The sequence below is a fragment of the Flavobacterium sp. CF136 genome (assembly GCF_000282055.1).
Classification (GTDB): Bacteria; Bacteroidota; Bacteroidia; order Flavobacteriales; family Flavobacteriaceae; genus Flavobacterium.
Map to the genome: position 1 here is coordinate 34,378 of NZ_AKJZ01000102.1, position 16,128 is coordinate 50,505.

General features: G+C 32.6%; 11 protein-coding genes. 2 read left to right on the top strand and 9 right to left on the bottom strand.

Translation table 11 applies throughout. The annotated features are described in order from the left end of the window. Nucleotides 1–34 precede the first annotated feature (34 nt). Nucleotides 35–2,422 carry a penicillin acylase family protein gene (locus tag PMI10_RS19970; RefSeq protein WP_035632448.1) on the bottom strand — a complete coding sequence of 796 codons (2,388 nt, stop codon included), beginning with the start codon at nucleotides 2,420–2,422 and terminating at the stop codon, nucleotides 35–37. Between the two features lie 117 nt (nucleotides 2,423–2,539). Here PMI10_RS19970 and PMI10_RS19975 point away from each other — a divergent pair, with 117 nt between their 5' ends. Together PMI10_RS19975 and PMI10_RS19980 are read left to right on the top strand one after the other, a co-directional pair. Then, nucleotides 2,540–4,096, top strand: coding sequence for a hypothetical protein (locus PMI10_RS19975; protein WP_007811142.1), 1,557 nt, complete (start codon nucleotides 2,540–2,542; stop codon nucleotides 4,094–4,096). 189 nt (nucleotides 4,097–4,285) lie between these two features. Next, nucleotides 4,286–6,091, top strand: a complete 1,806-nt coding sequence (locus PMI10_RS19980; RefSeq protein ID WP_007811144.1) for a hypothetical protein — start codon at nucleotides 4,286–4,288, stop codon at nucleotides 6,089–6,091. Nucleotides 6,092–6,146: 55 nt separating this feature from the next. Here PMI10_RS19980 and PMI10_RS19985 read toward each other — a convergent pair whose 3' ends face one another. From PMI10_RS19985 to PMI10_RS20030, 8 genes are all read right to left on the bottom strand, one after another. Further along, nucleotides 6,147–6,578 carry a glycine zipper family protein gene (locus PMI10_RS19985; protein ID WP_007811146.1) on the bottom strand — a complete coding sequence of 144 codons (432 nt, stop codon included), beginning with the start codon at nucleotides 6,576–6,578 and terminating at the stop codon, nucleotides 6,147–6,149. Between the two features lie 103 nt (nucleotides 6,579–6,681). Continuing rightward, nucleotides 6,682–7,959: a kynureninase gene (kynU, locus tag PMI10_RS19990; protein WP_007811148.1), complete on the bottom strand. Its 1,278-nt coding sequence runs from the start codon at nucleotides 7,957–7,959 to the stop codon at nucleotides 6,682–6,684. 383 nt (nucleotides 7,960–8,342) lie between these two features. After that, the gene (queA, locus tag PMI10_RS20000) at nucleotides 8,343–9,392 is read right to left on the bottom strand and encodes a tRNA preQ1(34) S-adenosylmethionine ribosyltransferase-isomerase QueA (protein WP_007811150.1); all 1,050 of its coding nucleotides are present in this window, start codon (nucleotides 9,390–9,392) and stop codon (nucleotides 8,343–8,345) included. 364 nt (nucleotides 9,393–9,756) lie between these two features. Then, on the bottom strand, nucleotides 9,757–10,986 hold the full coding sequence (locus tag PMI10_RS20010) for a 3-phosphoshikimate 1-carboxyvinyltransferase (protein WP_007811152.1): 1,230 nt from the start codon (nucleotides 10,984–10,986) through the stop codon (nucleotides 9,757–9,759). Between the two features lie 98 nt (nucleotides 10,987–11,084). Next, on the bottom strand, nucleotides 11,085–11,411 hold the full coding sequence (locus tag PMI10_RS20015) for a nucleotide pyrophosphohydrolase (RefSeq protein WP_007811153.1): 327 nt from the start codon (nucleotides 11,409–11,411) through the stop codon (nucleotides 11,085–11,087). A 38-nt stretch (nucleotides 11,412–11,449) separates the two neighbouring features. Beyond that, nucleotides 11,450–12,952 carry an ATP-binding protein gene (locus tag PMI10_RS20020; protein WP_007811156.1) on the bottom strand — a complete coding sequence of 501 codons (1,503 nt, stop codon included), beginning with the start codon at nucleotides 12,950–12,952 and terminating at the stop codon, nucleotides 11,450–11,452. 159 nt (nucleotides 12,953–13,111) lie between these two features. Continuing rightward, a complete protein-coding gene (locus PMI10_RS20025) occupies nucleotides 13,112–13,501 on the bottom strand; it encodes a DUF7793 family protein (RefSeq protein WP_007811157.1) in 390 nt (129 codons plus the stop codon). A gap of 36 nt (nucleotides 13,502–13,537) precedes the next feature. Beyond that, nucleotides 13,538–15,952 carry an aminotransferase class I/II-fold pyridoxal phosphate-dependent enzyme gene (locus PMI10_RS20030; RefSeq protein ID WP_007811159.1) on the bottom strand — a complete coding sequence of 805 codons (2,415 nt, stop codon included), beginning with the start codon at nucleotides 15,950–15,952 and terminating at the stop codon, nucleotides 13,538–13,540. Nucleotides 15,953–16,128 lie beyond the last annotated feature (176 nt).

Genomic DNA, 16,128 nt, shown 5'->3' on the forward strand with positions numbered 1-16,128 from the left:
GGTTAAGAGGTTTTTAATTTGAAACCTGTAATTTTTATTTTTTCGGCTTCAAAACCAGTTTGGTTGAAGTCTTTATAATTTCTTCTTTGTTAAGTTTCATTTTTCTGAACTTGCCTGCATTGTACATTTTTGCCTGATCGTTGTAATGTTTACTAAATTGATTTCCGGATTGTCCGGTTGGTAAAATGCTCCAACTGTTTTCTATATCCGAAAAATCGACAATCCTTCTTGTTGATGGTCCGCCTTTTACATAATACTTCCCATCATCATTATACCCAAAAAACTGATTGTTAATCACCTCATTTGACCCCGGATCAGCAAAAGGCCCAACATTAAATAATTTTCGCAGTGCAGCTACTTTTCCTAACGGATGTTCGTGTTCAACGGTATGCACTTTCCCCCAGGTCCAATCAGGAACAGAGTTTCCTAATTGTTTTTGAAGTGCTGTAATCGCCTGATGAAATGATGCCGAAATAATTTCACTTCTCGTCTCTTTTATGTTTTTAGTTTTGATATTATCCCACCAAACCGAATTTTCATTTGTGACTTGTCTGGCGATTACTTGTTTACCGATACTGGTTCCTAAAAACAAATTAAAATTATCTTCCCCCATTTCATCTTCAAACGTGTTTTTCAAATACAGATAAATCCATTTAGTGTAGATTGTTGGAGCCACATCTTCGATATTATGAGTTCCGTTCCATGATTTCAAAACTGTGATTGCTTGTTTTTCTTCCGCAGAAAGCGAACTATTATTTACGTTTGAAATCAAACTTTTAACAGTGCCGGCTACAACAGGTGAAACATTATCATAAATCATTTTACTAATTGCTTCTTTATCCCAATCAGATTTCGGTTCTAATATTGCTGAGATTCTTTTAGCACGATCTTCAGGTAAATAATATCCCGGATATAGATAGCCGTCAATCGCTTCCGGTTGATTATTTGCCGAATACACATATCCCCATTTTGGATTTTCAGCAGATGGGTTTTTACAAAAATCCAAATATTCCACAATATCATCTTTACCGCTCGCACCATCTAAAATAAAAAAAGAATTTACGCCTTTATTATGTTTGTAAAGCTTTCCAGTTGCCCACCATGCTACATTTCCTTTGGCATCGCCGTACATTACATTCAATCCCGGAGCTGCAACTAATTGAACTGCTTTTCTGAAATCATCCTTGCTTTTAGCGTGTGAAAGCCCATAAACAGCATCCAAAATCTGAATAGGTTCCCGTGTATACGTCCATGACATCGCGATTGGTTTTTTACTTTTTAAACGTTCCAGTAAACCATTCATAATTGGTCCGTGGCGACTCGATTTAATAGTCAAAACCACATCTGAAGTATCTTTTACCTTGATTGTTTTTTTTCTGATTTCATACGCACTAAAACCAGTTGGCGTCTGATACAAATTTGAATCTCCCGTTTTATTCACTTCCTGATAAAAATCAATATCATCATTTTCGAACATTGTCAAACCATAAGCATAATCGCGATTGTGTGCCAATAACGGAAACGGGGTTCCAGCAAGATAACAACCATACAATTCATAATTGGGCGTTACCAAATGTGCTTCGTACCAGGTTCCGGGCTGCGAAAATCCAATATGCGGATCATTGGCAAAAATCACTTTTCCGCTTTTTGTTTTATTTGGTCCGAGCACCCAGCTGTTACTGCCAACAAATGGCGGAATCGGGGATTTATCCAACAAAGCCGCTACCGATTTTGCGATCGTTGTATACTCTTCTAAATTTTCTTTTGAGCTTTTAAGCTGTGTTGTATTGAACTCTCCTTCAATTCCTAAATCTTTCAAATATTCAGCACCATATTTGTTGCGGATATCTGTGAGTAACGGATCTGTTTTTTGAGCCATTGCAAAACTAAAAGACATATATCCGAAAATATTATAAACATCTTTTATCGTAAATTTTTCTTTTTTCACGCCCACTAAAGTAAACTCGAGCGGCGTAACACCTTCTTCTAGATATTGATTAATTCCATCTAAATATGCCATAGTCAATTGATAACTCAGGGTGTTTTTGTCTAATTTGGATATGGCTTTCACCGAAGCTTCTTCAATACCAATTCCGGAGAAAAATTTATCATTTTTAAGCGCTACCGATCCAAAAATCTCAGACAATCTTCCAGGCGCAATACGTCGTAATAATTCCATTTGCCATAATCTTTCCTGCGCATGAACATATCCTAAAGCAGTCATCGCATCTTTTTCAGAATCAGCATAAATATGAGGAACCCCAAAATCATCAAAATAAACAGTCGTTTCTTTCTGTAGATTTTTTAGCTGTAATTCCCCTTCATATTTAGGTTTCAGATGAAATATATAACCGCACAAACCTATTCCGAGGATAATGATTAATAGTAATAAAACCAATAGGATCTTTTTAATTTTTCTCATATTCAAAAAGTATAAAACAATAACCGAATTAACTAATGATGTAACTTAAAGATATAATCATATAAGAAACAGCGTTTTTAAAAGTCTAAATTTATGTATTTAAAACCAATACGATAAATGTCAATCTATAAAAAAATAGCAATCGGTGTAATTTCAGTCTTTCTTTTTGTGATTTTAGTCAATATTGGTCTCAATTATTGGATAAAAAAACAATTACCAATTATCATTCACGAAAAAAATAAAACAGCATATCACATCAATTACGAAAAAATTGAAGTGGATTTATGGTCCAGAAATATCCATGCAACGACATTGTTGGTTCATCCAAAAAACGAGCCTAAAGATAGTAAAAACGGACTCTACTCTAAAATTGAATCTGTTACTGTCAAACATTTTAATATTTGGGATTTAGCCTTTCATGATATTATCCAGGCCGAAAGCATAATCATAAATAAACCACGGATCATTTTATATAAAAAAAATGAAAAACTTCTGAATAACAGCAAAAGTATTCAGACCCAAATTATTGAACCGTTCCGAAAAATAATAGCCGTTTCAAACATTTATCTTAATGATGGAGCTGTGGATGTTGTTTCATTAAAAACAAACAAACCGATTCTAAATGTCAAAAAAATCATTTTGAAGCTTGAAGGGATTTTAATTACAGATGAAACGCTGAAAGAAAAAATCCCGCTTCACTATGAAAAATACACTTTGATTTGTGATAGTCTTTATTACAAGCCAAGTTCATTTTATCATATCAATATTGGCAAAATCATTACCGAAAACAACTTTCTAAAAATCAATAAATTATCGGTTTTACCAGCTTACTCCCGAAAAGTTTTTATTGGAAAACTTGAAAAAGAAAAAGACATTTATACTTTGAAATTAAATTCTGCCAATATCAATAATCTGAAATGGGGTTTCAAAAATGATCGTTTTTTCCTTAACGCTTCCTCAGTAGTTATGGATCATTTTGATGCTAATATTTACCGCAGCAAAATGCCAAAAGACGATTTAAGCAAAAAATATCTCTACAATGCTTTATTGCGAAGAATCAAATTTCCGATGAAAATTGATTCTTTGCAAATCCGAAAATCAAAATTGGTTTATGAGGAGGAAATTGATTTTTCTAAAGGTCCCGGGATTTTAACTTTTGATCATTTTAATCTTCAGGCCAATAATATTCAAAGTGGTTTTGGATTAAAAAAAGCTAACGATGTAAAAATCAATATTGATTGTCAGTTCATGAAAAATTCGCCTTTGCATGTTAATTGGAATTTTAATGTTTTAGATTTAAAAGATAGCTTTCACATTCAGGGAAGAGTTTCTAATTTTGATGTTGCAGCCCTTGCAAAATTCACAAGACCTTACATAAACACCTCTTTTACAGGAACTTTTAAAACATACAATTTTAATTTTTATGGAAATGATAATAGCGCCACAGGAAATGCGTTTTTGGTTTATGATGATTTAAAGGTGAAACTTTACAAAAAGAAAAATCCGGAAAAAGAAGCAAAATTAAAAACTGCTGTTGCCAATTTAATCCTGAAAAATGACTCGGACGATAAAGCAAAAAAGGCATCGGTTGAATTAGACCGGATTCAGGAGAAATCATTTTATAATTTTTTATGGCGTAGTATAGCCGAATCTTTGAAGAAAATTTTGATATAGTTTTTCGTCACAAATTACACGAGTTTTTACGAATTATTTTTAAGTCACTACAAATAGAAATTAGTGGCAATTCGTGTAATTCGCGGCAAGCTTTTTTCGACAGGCATTTTCAACTATTTTAAAACCTGACATATATCATATTTTGATATATATATTTTTACAACATTTGTTTTTTCAATTTAAAAACAAATGACAAAATTATCTTTACACACTTTTCATATTCCGGTAATGGGGCTTGCTTATACTATTGACAGTCCGATTCGAGTTGCACAATATGGCATTTCATCAGTAATCTCAATCGCTGATGATGATTTAATTGAAAAAATGAGGCTTTTTTACAGTACTAAATTCAATCAGCCCTATCAGGAAATCAGTCAAAAAATACAAGATTATCGAGCTGAACGAATTACTTCTTATTTAAACTTAGTTGACAAAATTGTAAAACAGAAATTCGAAAGCTTTAAAACAGAATTAGCGGAAAGCAAAGCTGCTTTAGAAAATTTTATGGCGATGCTGCCTAATACTTCTGACATTAAAAAAGGTTTTCAGAATTTATTGGATGATGGAATTTCTTTCAGGGAAAACATTCAGCATTTTATCGAATCACATCTTTCTCCAGGTTCTATTGATGTAAATATTATGACTAAACTTGACAAAGATAATTTCGATAAAAAAACACAGCTTCCAATTGAGTTTAATGATGCCCATGCAGCCCTAAGAGGTTTTGCAAATAGTAACCTTGATTCTTCTGTTGTTCTTTCTGCAGGAATGAATCCGAGACTTTACAGTTATTTTGAAAATTTTACTGATTTTTATCCAAATCAAAACAATCAACTAAAAAAGAAAATCATTCTTAAAGTCAGCGATTTTAGATCTGCGATGATTCAGGGAAATTTTTTAGCTAAAAAAGGGCTTTGGGTTTCAGAATATCGTATCGAATCCGGATTAAATTGCGGCGGACATGCATTTGCTACCGAAGGATTATTATTAGGAACTATTTTAGAAGAATTCAAGCAAAAAAAAGAACAGCTGATACACTCATCCCACGAATTGATGATTAAGGCGCTACAGCAAAAAAACATATTTTTTCCTGAACAGCCTTTGGCAACAAAAATCACTGTTCAGGGCGGTGTAGGAACTTCAGAAGAACATGAATTTCTATTAGACACATATCAGGTTGATTCTGTCGGATGGGGAACTCCGTTTTTATTAGTTCCGGAGGCAACTTCCGTAGATCGGGAAACAAGAAAATTATTGATAAATGCTAAAGAAGAAGATTTATATTTAAGTCATATTTCGCCGTTAGGTGTTCCTTTCAACACTTTAAGAGGAACAACAAATGAGGTTTTAAAGCAAAAACGGATTCAGGAAAATAAAGCCGGAAGTTCTTGCCCGAAACGTTTTTTGGCTTTAAGCAAAGAATATGATCCGACGGGAATTTGTACTGCTTCAAAAAAATATCAGGATATAAAACTGAACGAATTAGAAAATTCAAAACATACTATTTCAGTTTCAGCTTATCAAAGAACGAAAACTCAAATTACAGAGAAATCCTGTTTGTGTGTAGGTTTGGCCAATGCTTCTTACTTAGAAAATGATATTAAAATAAAAGGTCAGGCACAAGGTGTTGTGATTTGCCCTGGACCAAATATGGCTTATTTTGATCAGGAAGTTTCATTAAAAGAAATGCTGCAACATATCTATGGAAACAAATCTGTTTTGAGAACTTTAAATCGTCCAAATGTATTGGTAAAAGAATTAAAAATGTATTTGGATTATTTCAGGAATGAAATCGAAAATATCTCAGAAGAAGTTACTTCTAATCAGTTAAAAAAATGGAATACTTTTAAATCTAATCTTTTTGAAGGTATTGAATATTATCAAAATTTATTTGAATCAACTATATATTTTAAGACTGACCTCAAACAGATTAAGGAACAATTTAATTCTTATAAACTTGAACTAACAGGAATTAAAGTTCCCGAACATCTCTAAAACTGAAAACCCCGAATTAAATTTAATCCGGGGTTTTTATATTTAACTATTGAGTCTATTCTTTTTTCTTGCTGCCATCAATAATGGCACCTGTTCCGGCACCAACTCCGGCTCCGGCCAAACCGCCAATTATAGCTCCTTCACCTTTTTTCTTGCTAATGGCAGCTCCGGTAATAGCACCAACTCCGGCACCAATTACAGCTCCCTTAGCAGTAGAACTCCAGCCTTTCTTTTTGGTTGTTGTCGTTGCTGTCCCATCAGCCTGATGATTTACTATAACCACTTTTCGAGCTTCAGCTTTAGCATCCTCTTTTTCTTTCTCCAATTTAGCCATCTCTACTTTCATAGAATCAATAACTTTTTGTTTATTAATTTCAACTTTCATCGAATCAATACTAGCTTGTTTCGCTTTATTAATATCCATTTTATCCTGATTCTGGCAAGACACGATACTCAAGGCCGCTAATAATACATATAATACTTTCATGATTGCTGGCTTTTAAATTATAACCTATACAAAGTAAACCAGAAGATATTGCAGATGTGTTATATGATTTAGTTAAAAGATTACAGAATTAGATGATTGACAATTATTTTCCGAGAATTCCTTTTTTAAGAATTTGACCAAAATCATACATATCTTCATAAGAACAATACAACGGAACCGGAGCTAAACGAATTACGTTAGGTTCTCGCCAATCTGTAATAACTCCGTTTTTCATTAAATAATCGAACAAACTTCTTCCTTCCCCATGCAAAAAAACAGATAATTGAGAAGCTCTTTCATTCGGATCGGAAGGTGTGATAATTTCGAAACTACTATTTACTTCTTTATCGATTTCGTGTAAAATAAATTCAAGATAAGAAGTAATTTTATCTCTTTTTGCAATCAACACGTCCATTCCAACTTCAGCAAACATTTCAACCGAAGCTAAATATGGTGCTAATGAAAGTACCGGCAAATTACTAATTTGCCAGCCTCCTGCTCCATTAACCGGATCAAAAACTGGTTCCATTTTAAAACGGCGTTCTTTATTATGTCCCCACCAACCTGCAAAACGAGGTAAATCGGGATTATTATGATGTTTTTCATGCACAAAACAGCCGGAAGCATTTCCTGGTCCTGAATTCATATATTTATAACTGCACCAAGCGGCAAAATCTACATTCCAATCATGAAGTTCTAATTTAATATTTCCTGCGGCATGCGCTAAATCCCAGCCTACTTTTGCGCCTGCTTTCTGGCCGGCAGCGGTAATGGTTTTTATATCAAAAACCTGTCCTGTATAATAATTTACTCCTCCAATTAAAACCAGGGCCAATTCATCACCAACCTCTTCAATTTTTGCCAAAACATCTTCCAGACGAATATTATGTTCGCCTTCACGACGTTTAATTTCTACAATTGCATCTTCTGGTTTGTAACCATGAAAATGAACCTGACTTTGAAACATATACTGATCTGAAGGAAATGCTTTTTCTTCGCAGATAATTTTATAACGTGTTGCTGTTGGCTGATAAAATGAAACCATCAGCAAATGAAGATTTACTGTTAAAGTATTCATCACCGTAACTTCTGAAGGTAAGGCACCAACAATTTTACTCAATGGTCCTGCAAATCTTTCCTGATAATCCCACCAGGGCTTTTCAGCATAAAAATGACCTTCAACGGCAAGATTTCCCCAGTCATCCATTATTTCATCTACATAAGCTTTGGTTCGTTTTGGCTGTAAACCCAAAGAGTTCCCTGTAAAATAAATAACGCGTTTGTCGTTTACTTTAGGAAAAATAAATTGGTCCTGATAGTGATTTAAAATGTCTTCTGAATCGAGTTGTTGTGCAAACTCACGTGTATTTTGAAAAATCATTGTTTTTGTTTTGTGCGGTAAAAATAACAAAAAATGCTCTAAAAGTTTGTTTTTGTTTCAGGTTTCAAGTTTCAGGTTCGGGCGTTGTTAAAATAAAAATTGATACGCGGATGAAACAGATTCGCTATTGCGAAAACGCGGATGAAAACGGATTTTACTCTTTTCCTTTGCTCTTTGGAATTTATATTTTGCGTTAGGGATAGAAATGGAAAGCTTTTGCGATGATACTGCAACGAGGAAGCGACCAATGGAAGCTTCCTAAGTGCTTGTATTACTTGGTTTTTATTGCAAAACTTGTAATGAATAGCCCGTAATACGCCCTAATTTTAAAACAAAAAACCCGTCATCACTGACAGGTTTTTTAAATCTATATGTTTTTTAGCTTAGATGATTAACATTGCATCTCCGTAAGAATAAAATTTATATTCTTCTTTAATCGCTTCATCGTATGCTCTTTTCATTAAATCGTGACCACAAAATGCTGAAATCATCATTAACAATGTTGATTTTGGTGTGTGGAAATTTGTAATCATACAATTTGCAATACTAAAATCATGAGGAGGGAAAATAAATTTATTTGTCCAGCCTTCATAAGGATTTAAAGTACTTTGAGAGGATACAGAACTTTCAATGGCACGCATCGAAGTAGTTCCTACTGCACAAATACGCTTTTTATTTGCTTTGGCTGCATTTACTATATCACAAGCTTCCTGTTTAATAATTAGCTCCTCAGAATCCATTTTGTGTTTAGATAAATCTTCAACTTCAACCGGATTAAAAGTCCCAAGACCAACGTGTAATGTTACCTCAGCAAAATTTACTCCTTTGATTTCTAATTTTTTCAAAAGATGTTTAGAGAAGTGCAACCCTGCAGTTGGTGCGGCAACAGCTCCTTCTTCTTTAGCATAAATAGTTTGATATCTTTCGGCATCTTCCGGAGTTACTTCACGGTTGATGTATTTTGGAATTGGAGTTTCTCCAAGTTCTGTCAGTTTATTTCTGAATTCTTCGTAAGATCCATCGTATAAGAAACGTAAAGTTCTGCCACGAGAAGTTGTATTATCAATTACCTCAGCAACTAACGAATCGTCATCACCAAAATAAAGTTTATTACCAATTCTGATTTTACGGGCCGGATCAACCAAAACGTCCCAAAGACGTTGCTCTGAATTCAATTCTCTTAATAAGAAAACCTCAATTCTTGCTCCTGTTTTTTCTTTGTTTCCATACAAACGTGCAGGGAAAACTTTAGTGTTGTTAAGAATTAAAACGTCTCCATCATCAAAATAATTGATAACATCTTTAAACATTTTGTGCTCTATGGTTTGTTTTTTACGGTCAATAACCATTAAACGTGATTCGTCTCTGTTTTCTGCTGGAAATTCGGCTAAAAGTTCTTTCGGTAAATTAAACTGAAAATGTGATAATTTCATATTTGAATTGTTGATTTTAGAATGTAGAATTTAGATTTTTATATCTAAAATTATAAATCGTGTGCAAATATACGATTGTGAGACAGGCGTTGTCAAGTGTTTTGTTGTTTATTTTCAAAAGTCGTTGATTTACTGATGGTTTGGGTTGATTAAAAATGAAGTTTATTGTCTTTTTTCAGCATATAAGAAATATAAGTTCATTTAATTTGGATTCTTTAAGAATTGAAAACGTAATTATTTGGCTAAAGCCGAAAAAAAAGATCACAAAAAAACCTCCAGTTAAAACTGGAGGCTATACAACTCTAAGCTCTTTTTTAGACATTCAGTTTAAATGAACTTATATTTCTTATATGGTTTAAACAAATTACAATTCTGAAATTTCGAAGTTTAATTCTTTTAAATCATCCCAAAAATCAGGATATGATTTTGAAACTACCTCAGCATTTTCGATAATAATAGGCACTTTGGTCGCTAAAGGAGCAAACGCCATTGCCATACGATGATCATTATAGGTAGCAATTTTTACATTAGGATTAATCGTATCAGAAAGTCCCAAAGTTAAGCTGTCATTAGTAACCGAAATATTTGCACCTAATTTTGTCAGTTCGATTCTAAGCGCTTCAAGTCTGTCTGTTTCTTTAATTTTAAGTGTATGAAGGCCTGTTAAATGACATCCAATCCCTAAACCTAAACAAGTAACTACAATTGTTTGTGCAATATCCGGCGTATTGTTCAAATCAAAATTAACTGCTTCAAATTTAAAATCCTTTTGTTTTACCAAAGTCATTTTATTATTTTGAAAGGTAGTCTGAACACCCATTTTCTCATAAATAGAAACTAAAGCAGAATCCCCTTGTAAACTATTTTCTTTATAACTGCTCAATGTAATCGAAGCTGCATCAGATAAAGCCACTAAGCTAAAAAAGTATGATGCCGAACTCCAATCTGATTCTACGGTCATTTCTTTTGAAGGAACATCAGCTTTTGGATAAACTTTAATTACATTTCCTTCAAAACTGGTTTTGATCTCTAAATCATTTAGCAAAGCCAAAGTCATTTTGATATATGGAATTGAGGTAATTTCGCCTTCTAAAGTAAGCTCTAAACCATTCTTCAATTTTGAAGCCACTAATAAAAGAGCTGAAATATACTGACTGCTTACATTTGCTGCTAAACTTACTTTTGAAGCTGTAACTTTTTTTCCTTTGATTCGAATTGGCGGATAACCAACTTCTTTTTCATACGATATATCAACTCCTAATTGTGCCAAAGCTTCAACCAGAATTTTTATCGGACGCTCCTGCATTCTGCTGGAACCTGTCATTACTACTTCTCTGCCTTCATTTACAGCAAAATAGGCTGTTAAAAAACGCATCGCAGTTCCTGCATGATGTATATCTACAATTTCGTCATGGCCAATCAAAGCTTTTTGCATGACTTCACTATCATCCGAATTAGAAGTATTTGCTAAAGTGATATTTGGAAATAAAGCTTTCAGTAACAATAACCGATTGGTTTCGCTTTTTGATCCTGTAATATTTAATTGTGAGTTGTCAATTGTGAATTGTGAATTCGTGCTTAATTTTAAATTCATGATTTTAGTTATGAGTTGCGAATATGGGTAACATAATTCGAGCGCGCAATTTACCACTCCTCATTCATAATTCAAAATTCACCATTAATATTTCACAATTATTTTAATTTATCGTTGTTTTTGTGACGGTCTTTATCTCTAACGGACTTTAAATCCATTTTTTTATCAAAAGCAGCCTGCAAATCGATTCCGGTTTGATTCGCTAAACATAAAACCACAAAAACCACATCGGCTAATTCTTCTCCTAGATCTTTATTTTTATCACTTTCTTTTTCTGATTGTTCTCCGTAGCGACGCGCAATAATTCGGGCAACTTCACCTACTTCTTCGGTAAGCTGGGCCATATTTGTGAGTTCGTTGAAGTAGCGAACGCCGTGTTCTTTGATCCAGGTATCGACGTCTAATTGTGCATTTTTTAAATTCATTACTATTATATTACTATTTATTTACTTTAAATATTATCTTATTTATGAACTAATTCGGTTATAATATTATACAACTCTTCTGACTCGAAAGGTTTGGACAAATATTTCTCTATTCCTACAGAAGAACAAGCTTCAATAACAGAGCCTGTCACAACTGCTGTTAATGCTACAATTGGGATATTTTTTTTTGTCTTGTCTTTCAAATTACGGATGATCGAAGCAGCTTTATATCCATTCATTATCGGCATCATTATATCCATCAAAATAACATCAAAATTTTCATGAATAACTGCCTCAACCGCTAAACTACCATTCTCTACAGTAACACATTCAAAATTAAATTTTGAAAGCAGTTTTTGTACCAAAATTTGATTAATATGGTTATCTTCTGCTAAAAGGACTTTTATTCTTTCGCTGGTATTGACAAAAATGGCCGATTTATCTTTATCTATAATTAAATTTAAATCTACTGAATTAGTATTTTCTTTCGCAAAAGGTAAGTTTACTGTAAATTTCGTACCAACATCAACTTTACTTTTCACATGGATTTCGCCATTCATAATAGTAATAATTTTCTTGATAATGGTCAATCCTAATCCTGTGCCTCCATATTTTCTTGCCGTATCATTGGTTAATTGAATAAATGGATCAAAAATAACACCTATCTTATCCGAAGGAATTCCTATTCCGGAATCTTTTACAGTCACTTTTATATAATGAAACTCTTCGTCTTCATTATCAAATTTAATTTTTAACCTGATTTTCCCTTTTACAGGGGTAAATTTTACGGCATTACTAATCAAATTAAATAATATCTGGGAAACCCGAATAGAATCACCATTAAGTATTACAGGAACTTTTTCATCAATTTCAATTTTAAAATCTATCGCTTTACCCTCTATTTTAGTAGAAAAAGTATCGTAAATCAGCTGAATCAGTTTTGATAAATCGAAGGGTTTTTCATAGAGTGTAATTTGTCCCGATTCAATTTTTGCTAAATCCAAAATATCATTGATAATCACAAGAAGAACATCTCCTGACATTTTTATATAGTCTAATTGCTTTTTACTGTCAGCATCTAAAGAAGGGTTTTTTAACAATAAATCCGTAAATCCCAAAATACCGTTAAGTGGTGTACGAATTTCATGACTCATACTTGACAGGAATTCATCTCTTGCCATGGCTAATTGTTCAGAACGTTTCTTTTCTTCGACTAGTTTTTTATTAGTAGTTTTTAATAAATTCCTAGAAACCATCACTGATTTTAGTTCTTCAATGTAGGTATTAAATCCCATGCAGAAAACATCTAATTCATCCTGATTTTCTGAGATAGGTAAATAATTAAAAAAATCTCCGGCATAACAATTTGAGATATGTTCAATGATAACATCGGTTCTTTTCTTTTTAGATTCAATTTTTTCAGCCAAAAAAAGTAACTCTTTATGAACATCATCTAAACTATTTCCCGTTGTAACCTGTTCTTGAAACTCATCTGCATTGATTGAACGAACTAAAGCTAATATTTCTTCTAGTCTAGTCATTTAATTTATAGTTTCATTTTATCTAACTAATTTACATATTTTTTTAGGAAAAAGTTGTCAAAAAGCAACAATTTTAAAAACTTACTTTTTGTTTGTTTTTGCTTTTATTTCCAAAGCCATTCAATCGCTTTCTTTTTCATGGTAACTAATTCCGATTGATTAAATCTGTTCGTTTTTTTTCTTTAATTCGTTTAGCCAATTAACTGCCTCGTTTTTTTTGGTAAAACCTTTTAAAGGAACTATGGGTTTTTTCAATGTCATAAATGCATTAAGGATAAATTTTGAAATATGAGAATTTAATACTGCCGCGCATGCAGCTAAGTGTTCCTGCCCATTTTTTTCAGCATAATCACGTGCATCTTTATCATATGATTTAATTCCATTAAAATCATAACACCAATATTGCTTTTTATTATCTGATATTTTAGTGCGTAAATCAATTATAGCTTTTATGTTTTCAATAGTACCATCAGTTGGTTTTTTAAATTGAGAATATAGAATATTATCTTCTATCCAAAATTTAATAAAATCATTTTCTACTTCTTTCATATCAAGATTTGTTTTTGGTATCTTACTATTATTCAATTATACGTTCGAATACGACTCAATTAATTCCAGGTTATATGTTTCATCTACTTTTAGATAAGCCCATGTAGGAACAGTCAAAGCTAAATATTTTTGCTTTTCAAAATCAGCAGTCAACCCCAAATAAGTAATTTTTTTATTTAGGTCGTTTCCTCTTTTCACCATTTGAAACATGGCTTGCTTATATATATGATGGGTGTTAATATAATCATAATCTAATCCAACGATCAAAGGACAATAGTGATCATCACCAATATGCCCAAAGATGACAGCCACTACCTGATTATTTTCTTTTAGGCTAATTTCAATAAATTCCCATTCTTCATATTTAGAAAGAACTTTAGCCATTTTTTTAGGATATTGAAAAAAGTTAAATGAGTAATTGGCATTTTTGACGTTTTCAAATAAATCAAAATATTGAACTGCCTCCTCATCTGTTATTTGATTTTTGATTTTAACATCAAATTTATCAAGATGTCTGATAGCATATTGTTTAATGTTATCTCGTTTTTTACTGGATTTTATTAATGTCATTAAATCATTGGTGGTTTCCCACTTAGGATTCTTAATGACATTAGTATTTGGCATTCGCATTTTAGCATAGCCTTCATCTTCTATTATTTGGTTTAAAACATTCCCTTCTTCAAAATCTCTAAAAATAACTGCCGTTGCATCAATGTCTTTTTTTACTTTTGAAACAAAATCAAATAAATGGTTAACTGAATTTCTCCATTCAGGATGTTTAATATCTACATAAATAAAATCACCTTCACAAAATAGAGAGCCCATGGCTAATGTTTTTGAGCATAGATAATATGGATCACCCATACGTACATCTTCTATTTGTTTTGACACATTTTCTTGTGCTACCATATCATCTTTATAAATAGCCCCTGTAAAAAATGTAGACAATACTATTTTACCTTCCTTGTCTCTAACTATAATATAATGAAAACTCCAATTCTCTTCCGGTTTCTCATTATTGGAAAAAATTTCTTCCATAGCCTGCATTCCTGAATGGGTAATGTTTCCTCTATCTTTAAACATCAAATTCCAATCCGCTGCATTTATATCATGTATTGTTGTATATTCTTCAACAACTAAGTTCGAATTATTTGTTGATTCAACTAATGAATTATTTTCATTTTTCTGCAAACGATATCCAAACTCTTTATATACCCTTTCAATACTATCCCCTTCTTCTTCAATAGCCTTGGGTAAATGATACTCCATTGCATCTGTAAGCAAGTCAATATCAGCTTTTGTGTTGTGACGGGTCAGTGTAAATCTCAAACCTGATTTATCATTAGGAACCACGGGAAACATAGCCGTGTTTACATAGATTCCTTCTTGTAAAATGCGATGAACAAAATTACGTGTTACTTTATTTAACCCACTTCCAATAAAATAAATAGGAGAATCGGGAGAAGAAATATTTGTGAGATTTTTTTCTTTCAATCTCATATTCATGTAATTCATCAATTCTTTTAATTCTGATTGATACGTATAAATATCATTGGATAGATGAATTTTTGCAGAAGCTATTGCTGCACCTACATTTGCAGGAGATAATGGGTGAGAATAACTTAATGGCCCCCCAAAAACATCCGTTCTTCGATACATTTCAGGATCCGCAAAAATGGCCGTTCCTCCAACACAGCCAAAGCCTTTGGCAAGTGTTGATATTAAAACAATACGTTCACTAATTCCCAGTTGATCGTAAATATACCCTGCTCCATTTTTTCCATTCCAGCCCATCCCATGTGCATCATCAAAATACAAATGCAGTTTCGGGTATTTATCAAGTAAATTTTTTAAAATAGCTGTATCCGGTAAATCGCCATGCATCGAATAAACGCCATCCGCCATATACCAAATTCGGTTGTATTTATTGTAGTTTTCACGAATCATTTCCTCTAACATTTCATAATCAGAATGTCTGACCATTTTTACTTCTGTACCTTGTAATTTGGTGTTTTTACAAGGAAATTGTACGCTAAAATGAACTTGTTGATCGAGTATTATTAAATCATCCGATTTGATAATTGTAGCGATAACAGAAATATGGGCATTTGAAGTTGAGGTATAGCAGATAACTTTATTACCATCAAATATTTGAGACATTAACTCCTCTAACTCCTGAATGTATGTGGGACGGATGTATGCCCTGGACATGGATAATTGCGTACCAAATTTCTTTGTCAATTCGATTGAATTGGCTATTAAGTCAGGATGCATTTCTAAACCCAAATAACCACATGTTCCAAAATTTATTAAATCTCTTCCTTTAATAGTAAATTTTTCACCATTAAAACTTTGTTCTTCAGAATTAATATGCATGATTCCTTTTTCCTTCGCAGAGGTCCAAACATTATCAACAACATCTAAGTAATTATTATGGTTTATCTTTGCCAAAATTTGAGGATGTTAAATTAACTGATTAGGGATTTTTACTTAAAAGTAAAAAATAAAAATTTAACAGCATTTTTAAAGCAGAAATAACTGACAAACAAAACGAAAAGAGTTTGAAAAACAAAATATACGAAGAATAGTCTTATAATTCAGAAAGAAAAACTCAGATTAGTTCTTGA